Source organism: Salinibacillus aidingensis (genome assembly GCF_039522525.1).
Taxonomy (GTDB): Bacteria; Bacillota; Bacilli; order Bacillales; family Alkalibacillaceae; genus Salinibacillus; species Salinibacillus aidingensis.
In genome coordinates this window covers 47,592-63,190 of sequence record NZ_BAAADO010000003.1, presented here as the reverse complement: position 1 = coordinate 63,190, position 15,599 = coordinate 47,592, and the positions used below count along the sequence as shown (strand labels likewise).

15 protein-coding genes are annotated in these 15,599 nt (G+C 41.5%); 4 read left to right on the top strand and 11 right to left on the bottom strand.

What is annotated here, in order from left to right; all coding sequences use genetic code 11:
* Window position 1: 1 nt before the first annotated feature.
* The 3 genes from ABD006_RS07035 (at window position 2) to ABD006_RS07025 (ending at window position 1,590) form a co-directional block, all read left to right on the top strand.
* The gene (locus ABD006_RS07035; RefSeq protein WP_343840249.1) at window positions 2-472 is read left to right on the top strand and encodes a hypothetical protein; all 471 of its coding nucleotides are present in this window, start codon (window positions 2-4) and stop codon (window positions 470-472) included.
* A gap of 24 nt (window positions 473-496) precedes the next feature.
* On the top strand, window positions 497-925 hold the full coding sequence (locus ABD006_RS07030; RefSeq protein WP_343839161.1) for a CBO0543 family protein: 429 nt from the start codon (window positions 497-499) through the stop codon (window positions 923-925).
* Window positions 926-1,047: 122 nt separating this feature from the next.
* Window positions 1,048-1,590 (top strand): NADPH-dependent FMN reductase, encoded by a 543-nt coding sequence (locus ABD006_RS07025; RefSeq protein ID WP_343839159.1) that lies wholly within the window; start codon window positions 1,048-1,050, stop codon window positions 1,588-1,590.
* Window positions 1,591-1,923: 333 nt separating this feature from the next.
* Here ABD006_RS07025 and ABD006_RS07020 read toward each other — a convergent pair whose 3' ends face one another.
* The 8 genes from ABD006_RS07020 to ABD006_RS06985 form a co-directional block, all read right to left on the bottom strand.
* On the bottom strand, window positions 1,924-3,582 hold the full coding sequence (locus tag ABD006_RS07020; protein WP_343839157.1) for an ABC1 kinase family protein: 1,659 nt from the start codon (window positions 3,580-3,582) through the stop codon (window positions 1,924-1,926).
* 57 nt (window positions 3,583-3,639) lie between these two features.
* Window positions 3,640-3,942, bottom strand: coding sequence for a phasin family protein (locus ABD006_RS07015; protein WP_343839155.1), 303 nt, complete (start codon window positions 3,940-3,942; stop codon window positions 3,640-3,642).
* 179 nt (window positions 3,943-4,121) lie between these two features.
* Entirely contained in the window at window positions 4,122-4,685 is a 564-nt protein-coding gene (locus tag ABD006_RS07010; protein ID WP_343839153.1) for a hypothetical protein, read from the bottom strand.
* A gap of 6 nt (window positions 4,686-4,691) precedes the next feature.
* Window positions 4,692-5,633 carry a ParA family protein gene (locus ABD006_RS07005; protein ID WP_343839151.1) on the bottom strand — a complete coding sequence of 314 codons (942 nt, stop codon included), beginning with the start codon at window positions 5,631-5,633 and terminating at the stop codon, window positions 4,692-4,694.
* Between the two features lie 179 nt (window positions 5,634-5,812).
* Complete coding sequence (locus ABD006_RS07000; protein WP_343839149.1) at window positions 5,813-6,463, bottom strand: SDR family oxidoreductase; 651 nt, start codon at window positions 6,461-6,463, stop codon at window positions 5,813-5,815.
* Between the two features lie 119 nt (window positions 6,464-6,582).
* Entirely contained in the window at window positions 6,583-7,389 is an 807-nt protein-coding gene (gene fdhD / locus ABD006_RS06995) for a formate dehydrogenase accessory sulfurtransferase FdhD (protein WP_343840246.1), read from the bottom strand.
* A gap of 159 nt (window positions 7,390-7,548) precedes the next feature.
* A complete protein-coding gene (locus ABD006_RS06990; protein WP_343839147.1) occupies window positions 7,549-9,900 on the bottom strand; it encodes an FdhF/YdeP family oxidoreductase in 2,352 nt (783 codons plus the stop codon).
* Between the two features lie 190 nt (window positions 9,901-10,090).
* Window positions 10,091-11,368: an L-lactate MFS transporter gene (locus tag ABD006_RS06985; protein WP_343839145.1), complete on the bottom strand. Its 1,278-nt coding sequence runs from the start codon at window positions 11,366-11,368 to the stop codon at window positions 10,091-10,093.
* A 75-nt stretch (window positions 11,369-11,443) separates the two neighbouring features.
* Here ABD006_RS06985 and ABD006_RS06980 point away from each other — a divergent pair, with 75 nt between their 5' ends.
* A complete protein-coding gene (locus tag ABD006_RS06980; RefSeq protein WP_343839143.1) occupies window positions 11,444-11,692 on the top strand; it encodes a hypothetical protein in 249 nt (82 codons plus the stop codon).
* 46 nt (window positions 11,693-11,738) lie between these two features.
* Here ABD006_RS06980 and ABD006_RS06975 read toward each other — a convergent pair whose 3' ends face one another.
* From ABD006_RS06975 to ABD006_RS06965, 3 genes are all read right to left on the bottom strand, one after another.
* On the bottom strand, window positions 11,739-13,670 hold the full coding sequence (locus ABD006_RS06975; RefSeq protein WP_343839141.1) for a fructose-1,6-bisphosphatase: 1,932 nt from the start codon (window positions 13,668-13,670) through the stop codon (window positions 11,739-11,741).
* Window positions 13,671-13,754: 84 nt separating this feature from the next.
* Complete coding sequence (locus ABD006_RS06970; RefSeq protein WP_343839139.1) at window positions 13,755-14,324, bottom strand: RNA polymerase sigma factor; 570 nt, start codon at window positions 14,322-14,324, stop codon at window positions 13,755-13,757.
* 31 nt (window positions 14,325-14,355) lie between these two features.
* Window positions 14,356-15,588 (bottom strand): hypothetical protein, encoded by a 1,233-nt coding sequence (locus tag ABD006_RS06965; RefSeq protein WP_343839137.1) that lies wholly within the window; start codon window positions 15,586-15,588, stop codon window positions 14,356-14,358.
* Window positions 15,589-15,599 lie beyond the last annotated feature (11 nt).

Genomic DNA, 15,599 nt, shown 5'->3' with positions numbered 1-15,599 from the left:
GGTGCAAGTGTTTTCCACGTTTGAAAGTCATTCATTTTTAGAATTAACGATTTCTACATTGGAGAAAAACGGGATTAACAAAAGTAGGATATACGCTGTTCCACTCGATAACCGTCAGGAAAAACGTAATGTCTTTGATACCCTACATCGCTCAGATGGCACTACCCTTATTGATATTGGTCTGGCACTTGCAACAGCTTTTTCGGTAATTGGTGCCAGTATCGGTTTTGAATTAGCGTGGGGACCGATATATTGGGGACTTATCGGTGCGTTTACAGGTTTTGTAGTCGGATTTGTTATACGTCTTTTTACTGAAAAGGTTTTTAAAACGAACAGAAGAATACTTAAGGGGAAGCACTCAGAGATTATCCTTATAATTGATTGTGATGAAAACCAGGCAGAATTAATAGAAGAGATTCTTTGGAGTCATTACGCTTTAGGGGTAGCAAAAATAGCTGAATCAGGAGGATGAGAGACTATCTGGAGATTTATATTTGTGTTCTTCTTCATCATAAATATCATTGCACTTTATGTACCAAAGAGACTAAATAAGATGGATATCTATGCAACTTCATTTTTTGCTTTTACCTATGGCCTTTTAACAGATACGATATTAGACCTGAATTATAATCTATATGGTTATTTCAATGAGGGATTTGACTGGCTTGGATTGACTGCAATCATTATGTATTTTCCTGCCATCAGTTTTCTTTTTCTGAATTTCTATCCGTTTAACAAACGGGCAGGGCAGAAGGTACTTTATATCCTGTTATGGTCAGGGTTTTCTATTTCTTTTGAATGGCTATCTTTGCAAACAGGCTTTTTTTATTATAATGGCTGGCAGCTTTGGTATTCGGCAATATTATACCCTGCCATTTTTACATCGCTTATCATGAACTTGAAACTGATTAATAGTTTTAAATAAACGAGCAAACCTTTACGCTGACTATAAAGGAGGACCACACTATTTAAACCCTCTATCCTGTCAACCTATTTCATAAAGTGGTACCATATAACTGGAAACACTTTTGATATAGGAGGCATTTCATGAAATTAGTAGGTGTGTCAGGCTCAATGGTCGGCTCAAAAATCCTTGAATCCGTATATCATTTTTTAAATACAGCGAAGGCCATGGATCCAAATATTAAAACAGAACTTATCGATTTAAAAGATGAAGATATCGAATTATTTCATGGACCATCCCTTTCCTTCTACGATCAAAATACATGGGATGTGATTCATAAAATTACTTCAGCCGATTTTCTCGTTTTTGCCACGCCCATTTACCAGGCCTCATTTGGGGGTGCTTTCAAAAATTTACTCGATTACATGCCGCAAAACGCATTTAAAGGAAAAGTGACCGGTTTCATTACAGTAGGCGGATCCGGCAAGCACGCTCTAGTCGGAGAATATCAGCTGAAGCCCATCCTTGCATATTTAAAAGGCATCGTCCCGAATCATAATGTGTTTATTCATAATACTTCATTTGCTGAAGAAGGCGACCTCGAGGACGAAAAAGTAATTCGCCGTATGGAGAAACTGGCCGATGAGATGATTACGCTTCAGAAGGGGCTAAATGCTGGAGAATAATGTTTAAAAGTTAATGGAAAAGCATTACTTTGGTAAAAACCATCATATTTGCGGATATGGTGGCTTTTTTCTGGGTCACTGTTTTGTTGTGTGCACGCTGGGAATGAGGTTGCGACGGGCTTCACTGAGGGTACGACTGATTGAGCGGGAATTTAGATCGATAAATCCGTGAAGTCGATTGGCCGCCATTTTGACAGAAGCGCCAGCCCAGTTTCGTCCCAGTTTGAACCCCATTGAAGTTTATCGATATATTCTCCGGTAATCTGAGATGCACAAAAAAAGTCCCTGCAACCTTTGTTTCCAATGATTGCAAGGACTTTTATATAGCTATTATCAAAATCTCCCCGACTTGAATATCGAATACAACAGCCAGAGGAACATCAGGGAAGCAACGACAAATCCGATTTCCACTGCCGGTATATCCCAGACCAGTGAGGATTCTCCACTTATAGCTGAACCAACAATTAAACCGACCATAATGATACTGAATGCCAGTAAAACGATACTGAAGGACAGCCGATTACTGATCCTGTCCAATTTATTTAAGAACTGCTCCAGCCTCGGCATAGACAGTTCAAGAGGAATTTTTCCCTTTTTAATCATGGACGACAGCTCTCGGACACTTCCCGGTGCATCAACAAGAATGTCCCGAAACCCACTCCACTGGTTAAACATATTTTCAGCCATTGTTTTGGGGTGATAACGTTCTTTTAATAGTTGCTTACCAAACGGCTCAGCAATCTTTATAATGCTAATCTCAGGATCGAGCTTTTCAACGATTCCTTCCAGAGTGAGAAGGGTTTTTCCTAATAAAGTCAGATCAGACGGCAGTTTAATCCGATGCCGATTCGCCACGTCAAACAAATCATTAACCGCATCCCCCAGACTAATCTGGCTTAGAGATACATCGTAATATTTCTCCCGGAGCTCATCGACATCAGCACGCAGTATATTCATATCCACATCGTCCGGAACCAGTCCCATTCTGGTGACGGCCCGGATGACTCCATCCGTATTTTGACGCATCATCGCAATCACTAACGAGGCAAAGTTATCCTTCATATCCGCTGTGATTCGACCTGCCAGACCAAAATCCATGAATATGATGACCTCGCCCGGCTGTACCGAAATATTGCCGGGGTGAAGATCGCCATGAAAAAAGCCTTCGATTAATACTTGATGTAAAACGGCATTCGTTAGTCGCTCTCCCAATCGCTTGGTGTCATAGCCCATGTCCCTGAGCTGATCCACATTGTTCAGCTTAGTACCTTCCACAAATTCCATGGTGAGAACCTTTTTCGTTGATAAATTCCAATAAATGTCCGGTATCCGAACAGTCGGTGTATCATAAAACTGTCTCGCCATTTTATCGGCATTTCTACCTTCCTTGGTATAGTCAAGTTCATCCAGAATCGCTTTGGAAAACTCCTCAACCATCTCTCTGACCTGATAATGGGCTGCCCACTCAAGCCGGAGCTCGGCCATGAGAGCTAATTGCAGCAGAATTTCCAAATCGGTTTTAATTCGTTCCTCAATATCCGGACGCTGAATTTTAACCGCTACCTTTTCCCCGGACTTCAAGACACCATAATGAACCTGACCAATGGAAGCGGCTGCCAGAGGGGTTTCTTCAAATGCATCGAAAATTTCATCAACGTCTGCACCTAGTTCACGTTCAATAATGGGTTTTACATCCTCATATGGAAAAGGAGGAACGTCATCCTGCAGCTTTTGCAGCTCTTTTATAATGTCTTCCGGAAGTAAATCAGGCCGTGTGCTGGCAACTTGTCCCAGTTTAACGAAGGTTGGGCCCAGTTCCTCTAAAAATAGCCGGACCCGCTCTCCTCTGGTTTTGGTATGTACATTCTCCGCTTTATCACGAATAATCATCCGCTTTGGTAGAGAAAGAATGGTATCCAGTCCTAATTCCCTGACAAAAAAACCAAAGCCATTACGCGAGAATGCCGTCACAATTTCTCTGTAGCGCTGCATATGCCGAACTCGTTTTTCAAAAATAAGGACCCCCTCCTTTCCTGACATGGCAAACGTTTAGTTTTGGCGATCCAGCTGCTGTTCGATTTGCTCCAGACGTTTTTCAAGGTCACTTAGATCTTCCTTCGTCGCGACATTCAGATCGTTCAGTACCTTATTTAATTTTTCGTGTATTTTTCCATCCAGCTCTTCCTGTGATTCCTCTCCTCTTTCACGGATTTCATTAAAAAACTCCTTTGATTCCTGTTTCGTCAGCTCCCCTTTTTTGACGAGGTCATCCAGGACTTTTTCTGCATGTTCCTTACTTGTGAGAGCTAAACCAATACCTAAAGATAAGCCTTTTTTTACTGTATCCTTCATCATTGATTCCTCCTTTTATAAACAGGCTGTTCACACCTGCTGCAGGTTAATCATCTATGTTCATTATAACAAGTTAAGGAAAACAAGGATAATGATGCGGGCACCTATTTCAGATGATTCACTGAAATTTAACACTTTTTTAAAAGCCATGCTGTTGAGCTGGTTCACTGCTTGAAGCATTAGACATTCTTTATCACTTGTGCTCTTATCCGGGATCCCACCACTGATTCTGCAATCCGATGAATGATATCTGCTTTCTTCTCTTTCGGTCTGATATGTACATCAAGAACGTTGGCAAAACGAATAAGGTCCTCCTTGGTCCTTAACTCTCCGGCTTCACTCAGAAACTCTACTGCTTCCTTCACATCTGTGCACTGCTCAAATTCTTTTATTAACGCCTTAAAATCCTTCTCGTCCGGTTTTGTTGACCTTTTTATATCAAAGTGAACGGCAATTTTATGATAGAGCTCCTTCTTTGTGTCTTTTTTTCTGAAATCGATTCTACTATCTTTACAGAATGCCATAATATCTTTTTTTAACATTCCCTTAAAACATTTTTCCACCTCTCTCATAGATTGTCCTTGCTGTACAGACGCCTTTATCTGATCAAAGCTGTTCTTATAATTTGTCTTATATTCAATAATGGCATTTCCGTTTATCAGATTTGTAAACTGTTCATCGCTTAATTCACTGATGAAATCAGATACAATCTGAATCATTTTCTGCGTATCCTTTTTCCCCATTTCCTTCTATCCCTCCTCTTCACCAATGGAGAATAATATTTCATCAATCATCCCCTGAATCTCGGATTTAACTTTTTCTCCCTGGGTATTGTAGGTTTTCTTCAATACAACTGGGACACCTGATTCCGGAGCACTGGCAAACAGGGTTTTATTTTCTCTTAGTAAATGATCAAAGCAGGGCAGTTCGCTCCGTTTAAGCTGGGAAATATATTCCCGTTGTGCAGATATGGGAATTCCACCGTGATAGGCTACCATGGTAAAGATAATGCCCAAGGGTTGCGGGGATATAGGTGAGATGTTACGGCGACTTAATTCCTGAAGGGTTTGATTATACTTTTGTTTGAGAGAATCGACATGCTTCTTTAGTGTATGGATGCCCAGAGTAGACAGGTAATCTGTTTTCGCAGGTACAATATAGAAATCGCTTGAGACGATAGCATTTTGTGTGATGAGGTTAAAATTCGGTGGACAGTCGATGATGACCATATCATAATCCTTTTTCAGTTCTTTGATTTTACAGCAAAGACGTGATAGCACATTTATGTAATTATTCTGGATTGTCCGATGGTTGGGACCGCCCAATTTACTGGAAAGCTCCATATCCACCTCAACCAATTCAAGGTGGGAGCAAATTAAATCCAGCTGTCCTCCGTGACCCTGTTGATTCATTCTGGTGTTGACTCTGGAAGGAGAAATGATGAGCTCCTTTAACGAAATATCCTGATTATAATCCAGGTATTGATCGTACCAATGTTTAATGGTTCGTGCATTGTGGTCAAGCTCCTTCCATTCCTCAATGCTCACAAAGGACAGGGTTAAATTAGCCTGCGGGTCCAAATCAATGACTAACACCCTTTTCCCACGGTTAGCAATACCAGCAGCAATATTGGCTGATAATGTGGTTTTCCCTACACCTCCCTTGTAGTTCATCACAGATATGACAGGCATACGGTTCTTCACCTCTTTACAAAGATGTATGTAATGATATATATGCAGGAAATAGCTGTGATATTTACGGAGATGATTGAGCATTTATAAACAATCAATCGCCTTTCCAACCCAGGCAATTCGACCAAACAAAGGGCATGTATATCATCTATACATGCCCTCCTTATTTACTCTTGCTATTAAAGCGAATCAACTGCATCCTTAACAGGAGTTGTACCCGTTACCAACTGAAACTCTTTGCCAATGGTTGAATCATTTTCCAGTGTGGCTGCAATTACACGTGCCACATCCTCGCGCGGTACTTCACCTCGCTCCACTTTAACGGCTGCTTCCACCTGACCTTTTCCTTCATCATTCGTTAAAAGTCCAGGATGAATGATCGTATAATCCAGATCTGTACCTTTTAGCCACTCGTCCGCATAATGCTTCGCTGCAACATAAGGAGCAAATGAGGATGGGGCTTCCTGGATGGCCTCTCTGGTGGTATCAAACGAGCTGATCATCACAAACCGCTTCACACCAGCCGTCTTTGCAGCCTCAATCGTCTTAACCGCACCATCCAGGTCAACCATGATGGTTTTATCTTTTCCAGTGTGCGGACCTGATCCTGCCGTAAAGACGACCGCATCCACTCCCTCAGCAGCTTTGGCAATCGTATCAATATCCTGTTCCAGATCGACCACTGCGGTTTCTGCTCCTAGATCTTCAAAAAAGGAAGCCTGCTCCTGATTTCGGATCATAGCTTTTGCTTCCAGATGATCACTATCCTGAATAAATGAAACAAGATGCTTTCCAATTTGTCCATTTGCTCCTACAACAAGAACCTTCATTGTAACCATCCTTTCCTTATTCTTACATATGTATATCGTATCGGTATCAAACCAGCATGTCCAATGATGAGCTTGTCAGCCACAAAACGAAAATAGGCTAGAATCCTATCTCAAGAGATTCAAGCCTCTGTACCGCTGACCTCCAGCAATCGTTCCGGATGGGTATAGACGTTCAGTTTATTCCCCCTGACAAATCCTATCGTCGTAATCTGAAGATCATTGGCCAGACGAAGAGCCAAGTCCGTCGGGGCAGATTTTGAAATTAAAATCCCCACCCCTATTTTGGATATTTTTAATAACACCTCTGATGAAATACGGCCACTGAAAACAATCAGTTTATCCGACAGTCTGATTTTGTTTTTGATTACATGACCATAAATTTTATCCAGAGCATTATGACGTCCAATATCTGTACGGATCGTGAGCATTTCATCCAATGTACAGAGGGCAGCATTATGGACGCCGCCTGTCAGATGAAAATACTCTGAATGTTCCTGAAGCTCCTTCATCAGCGATAAGCTCTGATCCACCGTAATCATCATTCGGCTTAGGACCGTTTTCGCTGTTTTTACATCATTTTTAAAATAAAACTGACGACTCTTCCCGCAGCAGGAACCGATAAAACGCTTTGAATGACTCTCAGTATCCTCAGGTAAGGGTTTATGCAAATCAACATAAATAAACCCGGCATCCTCATCCATATCGATGGATTTTATGTCCTCATAAAAGAGAATAAGACCTTCTGAAGCAAGAAAACCGACGACCAGATCATGTAAATCCTCAGGGGAACAGACCATCGTTGCAAATTCCACCCCATTCACAACAACGGTAACTGGCAATTCTGTTGCGATCATTTCGTCCTTCTCAGATAATGCTTCCCCGTCATATTCGATAATATTCCAATGGTTTATGGTTCCATCTGACATAGACATAGACATTCACCCTTTTTAAATCAGATCCCAATCCAGTCCATTGATCCGTACGTAATAGAGGTAAAATAGGGAGGGATGCTACAGGTTATTTTCTAATCCGCAGCTGCCTCCCACTTTTATTCTATCCATCATATGTTTCTATCATGACTCCTGTTAATGTGGATCCATCTCCAGCTCCTCGATTCGTTTTTCTACATACTTAGTATCCTTATGCGCATAATAGGTTTCTGCTTTTTCTACGATCACTGATGTATTATATTCCGGAATTCCGGCAAATTCTTCATAAACACCTTTAGGGATTAAAGCATTCCCTTCCGGCCAATGAACTTCTATATTCCCCTGTTTAATCGGTTCAAATTTTGCCCGGCCGTTGAATGTACCATGCTGATTGTAAACAATGATGGTATCGCCTTCCTGAATTTCATGTTTTTTCGCATCCTCTTCATTCATAAGAACATCATCACGGCTTGCATTATTAAACGGGTCGGATTCACTGTAAATCATCGAGTTAAATTGCTTTCCGCGCCGGGTGGTTACATTGAAATGTCCTTCCGGCTTCCGGAGCTCCGGAACCTCCACAGCAATAAGATTTCCTTTTCCATCCGGAGTCGGGCATTCTCCCCCTTCACATAACCAGGCACCGCCCCATTGAAAGACATCCCCTTCCTCACTTAAATGCTGGATGCCATCGTAATTAGGGGCTGCCTCGGCAATCTCATTTCGAATCTGCTGGGCCGTTTCAAAATTTATTAAGTGCTGGTGATCAGGCTTTACTCGTTTGGCAAGATCCACGTAAATCTCCCATTCCGCCCGTGCCTCTTCTATTCTTGGACCTTTAATTTCCGGTGATAAATAGACCATTCTTTCCGTCGATGTTGAGGTTCCACCACCAGGCTGCTCATATCTCGTCATGGCAGGCAGCACAATCACCGCTTCTTTAGCATCAACAAAGGTGGATGTATTAAAAATAATATCCTGATGCACCCGGACATCAATATTTTCCAGGCACTGTTTCACAAAATCAGGGTTTGGCATCGTCTCCAGGAAGTTTCCACCTGACATATAATAAAGCTGCAGTTTCCGCTCGTGCTCCTCGGGAAGAAGAGCATTTTCAAGGGAAACCCCGACAATATCGCCCTGCCAGTCAGGAATTGGAAAGCCCCAGACTTTTTCCACACGCTTTCGGTTTTCTTCATTCATCGGTCCTCCAGGTAACACAAATGGGGCTGCACCCATTTCCCCGGAGCCTTGAACACCAGAATGTCCCCGAATAGGCATAACTCCGCAGTTCTCCCTGCCAATAAAGCCTCGAAGCATAGCCAGATTGGCCACCTGTGACACATTATCCGTACCGAAACGATGCTGGGTCAGACCCATGGACCAGACAAAAACACCTGACTTGGATTTGGCCAGAATTTCAGCAAGTTCCCTCATTCTCTCCTTCGATAACCCGGATGATTTTTCTAAAATACCCCAATCATAATCGGTAACTTTTTGCTTTAATTCTTCAAAGCCATTAACATGCTGCTCAACAAACTCATAGTCGATGGCCGATCCTGGTTCCTGTTCCTCCATTTCAAACCAGTGCTTCATGATGCCATGCATAAAGGCAATGTCTCCGCCAATGTTGACCTGATAGACATCATCGGCAAGTTTTGTTCCAAATAATGCAGAATCCGGAATCGATGGTACCCAATATTGATCCATGGACGGCTCATAATAAGGATTGATGATGATAATTTTCGTTCCCTTGCGCTTTGCTGCATACATATACTTGGTGGATACCGGCTGGTTATTGGCGGCCACAGATCCCCAGAAAACGAGGACGTCGGTTCCAATCCAGTCTTTATAATTACAGCTTGATGCCCCGATTCCCAGTGAACGGGATAAGGCTGTCTTGGAAGGAGAGTGACAGATACGGGACGCATTGTCTATATGATTCGTTCCTAGGAAACGAGCGACTTTGCCCGCTGTATAATACGTTTCATTCGTAATTCCTCTTGATGTTAAATAAAAGCCATAACGTTTGGGATCCAGCTGTTTCATTTTTTCCGCCACGGTATCCAGGGCTTCATCCCAGGACAAACGTCTGAACCTTTTTTCTCCAGGCTTGCGAATAAGCGGATAGGGAATGCGTCCTAACTTCCTTAATTCTGTACTGCTCATTTTTCTTAACTCATCAATGTCGGCATGAACCACATCCTCTTTCATGGCCGGCATAGTATTCAGGCGGAGTACGTTTAATCTGGTTGTGCATAGATGCGGACCTTTAAGAGTCTGATCTTGTAAACCGAGCACCCCTAAAGCACATCCATCACAGACGCCCTTACGTAAAATTCGTGTTGCATATGGTAAATGATCTTTATTTTCCCAGGCAACCTTCATCATATCCCGAATATGATGGGGCTTTATTTTCCCCAAACCAAAAGGTACCTTACTCACCCATAAGTCCGGATCAGGTTTTTTCGGCAGCTTAACAGGACCGGAGTGCTTTGTGTTTCCCACAGAAATCCCTCCGTTACGATTAGTTTTGATTCTATTTATATGAATCCTGTACGAAATTTAAAACCTCAAACATGAAGCGGTTGTTTGATTACATCAGTGGCTCTCCATTCAAATTCCGAAAACGCGAAAACGCCGTAATGCATCTTAATGATAGACACTACGACATTTCCGTTTCCGATTCACAGAATAATTACAGCTCTGCACCCGCCATATTTGGATTTGGCTCTTGCTGTTCGTTCTGCAGCTTTTTAATATCGGACCGTATCCATAGAGACAGCCCAAATGCTGCCACAAACAGCACGCCAAAAATGTACAAGGTAGAATTATAGCTGTTGGTTAAATCATAGACAGCTGATAGAAGAATAGGTCCCACAACTCCGGCGAGTGCCCATGCTGTTAAAATATAGCCATGGATGGCGCCAAGCTGTTTCGTTCCAAAAATATCCCCAATAAATGCCGGTACAGTAGAAAATCCTCCTCCATAACAAGTGAGTATAGCAAACACTAATACCTGGAATAAAAGCGCACTATAAGCGACTGGCAGAGTGAAGAAAGCAATGATCTGGATTACGAAGAAGGCTGTATACACATTGGGCCTGCCCAGATAATCGGATAAGGATGCCCAGCCGATTCTTCCTAATCCATTAAACAGACCCGTAAGCCCGACCATTGCAGCCGCAGCTATTGGTGTCATGCCCGCAATTTCCTGTGCCATTGGGGAAGCAACAGAAATGATAGCGATTCCACAAGTGACATTAATAAATAACATGAACCAGAGGATATAGAAACGGCGGGTTTTTACTGCTTCATTTGCTGTTAATTGAGCGAGATCCGGTTTAATTTGCTTCCCTTTACCCTCCTGCTGGTCAGCCTTAAAACCTTTGGGAACCCATTCCTTAGGAGGCGGTGCTAAGTATTGGGAAGATGCAGTCATCACCACAAAATAAATCACACCAAGAATATAGAAGGTCGCAGAAATCCCAACGGACTCAATTAACGCTGCGGCAGCTGGTCCGCTAATTAAGGATGCAAAGCCAAATCCCATGATTGCTAAACCTGTTGCCAATCCACGCCTATCCGGAAACCATTTCACAAGAGTGGATACCGGTGCAATATAACCAATTCCCAAACCAACTCCACCGATCACTCCATAGAACAGGTACAATAGATACAAAGACTCAATGGATGTTGCCAGCCCTGAACCCGCAACACCAACACCAAAGAACAGCGCTGCTAGCATACCTGATTTTCTTGGACCCTGTTTTTCTACAAACCTTCCCATAAATGCTGCTGCCAGCCCAAGAATAAAGATAGCAATACTAAAGGCCATGGAAATTTCCGTTGTTTCCCATCCATACGAATCGGCCATTGGATTGGTGAATACACTCCATGCATACGCAGAACCGATAGAAATATGGATGCCTACAGCGGATGCCGCAATGAGCCAGCGATTCTTCACTTTTTTCATAGGGTACCCTCCTAACAATTTTTCTTAAAAACTTAAAAATAAAGGCTGCATCTTGTCTGATGGCCATCCCGCTTTATGTCCTCCAATCCAGGAGAAGTATGTCACGATTTTTCAGGGGAGCATCAAATAAGACCTTTTGTCGATACCCTATTATTGTATGTCCTTTTTTATGAATATTTTGTGAAAACCAAAGGCGGTGTACATAACTTATCAGGAATTTACTGGCCGTTTATCCCCCACTTAGTCTTGTTGGGTTATCCTCAAGACTTGAAGTGGGGGTATTACGGCCAGTTAATGCGTGATAAAAAACCTTACAAACGTTAAACAGAAGCATTTGTAAGGTTGCATTTTCCATTTTCAGATTAAAACCTTATTTCATATAGCGATATTCCAGGAGACTCTTCAAAACAGATATTTCCTTTAACAACTTTTCTCCTATATTTGTTTCCAGAACCTTCTTCCGTTCCAGTTCCTTGTCTACCAATCTTCTTACAGATAAGACGTCTGTTCCATTTTGCAGCACATCCTCTTTTGAATGGAAATGCTTGTGGGCAACAAGCTGCATCCCATAGGAATTATACAGCAGCGTATAACCTGCAATACCTGTAGTTGATTGATAGGGTTTCGAAAAGCCTCCATCAATGACAATCATCTTTCCGTTCGCTTTGATTGGATTTTCTCCATCAATCTCTTTGACAGGTGTATGGCCATTGATAATGTGACCCTGGTCTGGATCTAGGCCAAATTCCTGTAAAATGTTACGACAGATGGTTTCATCCTCGCGTAAATAATAATACGGGTTCTTCTCCTCTTTGTGGGTTTCTTTATCCTTAATAAAGTACCGCTCAAAAGTGGTCATCGCTCTTTTTCCAAAGAGGGAGGAATATTCTCCTGTCCATAAGTACCAGACCATATCGGTGGCAAGATCATCACTTATTTCAGGATGAGCAAACGCCTCTCTTAAATAGTCTTCAAATCTATCAAGCAAATCCCGCCCTGAATAGGTTTGATTTTCAATTTGCATATGCTCCATATTTCCATTTTTATCGATAGGAATACAGCCATGAATTAAGAGGTTCCCATTATATTTCAAGTATAGGCTTCCTTTTTTCATAAGAAAGTTCATATGTCTGGCCAGCTTTTCCGAATGCTGAACAGAGAATAACAGCCTCTCCAGCACCTGCTTTTCTTCGTCTAATAGCTGATCGGGCTGTTGCGGGTTCACAGTGGCAAAGCACGTATTTTCCAAAGGATACGTTTTCCCCTGGATAGTAATTTCATGATTTTCATAATCCATCTTTTCGAGCAGAAGACGATCAGCCATATTAAAATAAGGCCGTCTCTTAATGATTGGTATTTCCAGCTTGAACTGAATCATCGCGATAGCCTGATGGATTTTCGTAATTTGCAGCTGCTCCGATTCCGTTATTCTTTTATCGGATGGTCGCTTCGGTCGAAAAGCCGGATTGTCCTCATAGTATTTTTCTGCAAGATTGAGAAGAGGCCTAAGATTGATTCCATATACATCTTCAATAATATCCAGATTGTCATAACGGGCACAGATGCGAATAATGTTCGCCAGGCAAACCTCTGAACCGGCATATGCTCCAAGCCACAGCACATCATGATTGCCCCACTGAATGTCGACCGAATGATAGTTCATAAGTGTATCCATAATTTTGTCAGGATCCGGTCCCCGGTCATAAATGTCACCCACAACATGCAGATGATCAACCACCAGTCGCTGAGTCGTATAAGCAAGACCGACAATAAGCTTATCAGCCTGGCCAAGGGAAAGAATCTGCTGAATAATTTTTGTGTAATAGGATTTCTTATTTGTAAATTCATCTGACTTGTATAAAAGCTCTTCTATAATATAAACAAATTGCCGGGGAAGGGCCTTGCGTAACTTTGACCGTGTATATTTCGAGGATGCATAGGCAATCAATTCAATCAATTGCTCAATGGTTCGTGAATACCATTCATTTAATTCCTGATGATGATCAAAGCGATTTTTGAGCAGCTGTAATTTCTCTTCAGGATAATAGACCAAAGCCGCCATTTCATTCATTTCATCTTCTGACAAACGATCACTGAACAGGTCTCTGATTTTCTCCTTCACTTTCCCTGAACCATTTCTAAGTACATGCTGAAAGGCTTGATACTCCCCGTGTAAATCACTGACAAAATGCTCCGTCCCTTTTGGTAAATGAAGAATAGCCTCAAGATTAATAATTTCTGTAACGACTTTATCTTCACTGTCATATCTTTGTGCCAATAAATCTAAAAATTGGTTATCCAAAGTAATTGTCCCCTTTTCCCTTTGTCTATTACCTAAAGTATACGTTTCCACAATTATATCAAAAAAAGGAGACCAAATTCTGATTCATTTGATCTCCTGATTGATATGGATATGATATTGATCTCTTAACATTTTCCTTGCCCGAAATAACCTTGTTTTGACGGTCGATGGCTTCAGATTCAGATGATGTCCAATTTCTTTCAAGGATTGTTCTTTATAGTAAAAACGTGTTATGACTTCCAGATATGTTGCTGGCAGCTTCCTCAGATGATGTTTCAGTTCTTCCCTGTCACACAGCCTTAAGAACTCAGATTCTGGCGAGGACATGTTGCCTTTGTACATAAAATCGATATCTTCAGAAAGCAAATCACGGCTCCGATAGCTCTTTCGTAAAAAATCAATACAATGATTTTTTGCAATGCGACACATCCATGTATGAAAGGAACAATCACCTTTGAACTTATCACGGGTAACGTAGCATTTTACCAAAATTTCATGTGAAAGGTCCTCTGCCAAATAATGATCTTTTACATAGGAAAGGGCGATGGAAAATATTTTCTTTTTACATTCAGCATAAAGCTCATTTACATCCTGGTCCATCATACGTTGATTTAAGTTTGCCAGGTAAACCGCTTTGTTTTGACTGGTTTCCATATGATCATCCTCTTTTCTTAAAAAGGACACCCTATTTTACAAAGATATCATGAATATATAAATCATAATCTTCTATCTCATCCTCTGAATTTTTTATTCTTAATTCCCCCTTAAAGAGAGAATCACCTGTCTTCAAGTCAGCAACTATAACACTTGCAGTTGTATTTGAATTCATCCGGTTGGAAGCCGCATACAACTTCCCATCCTTTATCTTAATCAGTGGGGGCACTTCATTCATGGGTTTATCGGATAATTGAAATAAATAGGAATCTCCCAGCTGTTTCTTCTCTAAATGAAAAGGCGTTACCATAACCTTTTGTCCATTTACTTTCGTCAGGTAAATCGCGGACCCGTCAAATGCACTTATTTCATTCTCTTCTAAATTTAAGTCTTCAGAGAGTCTTCTTTTTTCTTTGGTTTTCAGATTGTAGGATATAGCTTCCCGACTTGTGTCACCAATTCTTGTCGATTCCCTATCCTTTATGACCTCTCTTTCCGTTGTCAGGAATAATAGCTTTTCATGCATTTTCGTTGATCCTTCTGCTTCAATGAACGTTATGTCGAAATGAGTATTGTCCTGTCCTTTTGGTTCTTTGATAATCGGTTCATGTTTTATGAACTTCTGATTGGCCATATCAATTGTATAGATATGTTTTTCACCATAGAGTCTATCACTATTATTATCTCTGACCATATTTTCTGTGATGATGTTTAATTCACCATTTATGATCTGTACATCATCCACAAAAACATGATCCATTTTGTTAGCGTCTGGCACTTTCATAGTAAAAGAGTCTGTGCTGTCCTCTTTTTTATTTAAAATATCTATTTCAAATGTATAATCCTTTGATTCACGGGAATTAAACCCGATTTCATAATCCACATTTGCATAAGCAAGAAAGCGATCGTTCTCAAAAAACAAATTCTCCGATGGACTCTTCCCCCGCATGAAGCCCCGATATTGCTCCTGCAGACTTTCTATCACAGGCATCGGGGATCCAATCAGTCGATTAAGAAAAGATGGATTTCTATATTCTGTCCCCTGCCTGGTGATTTTTAAGTCCCTGCTTACATAATTCCCTGAGGAAGCACCCTGATAGGACCCCTCCAGCACCAATGGCTCCAGCTCTTTCGTATCCCCGCTTTCTTTCTTAATCACAAATTCAGGGTTTTGATCTGCCGATATGGCTGAATTCACATAGAACGTTCCAATACTAAGCACAATAACAGCAATAATAGCTGTAAATTTCCAGTATTTTTTCATTGTGTACACTC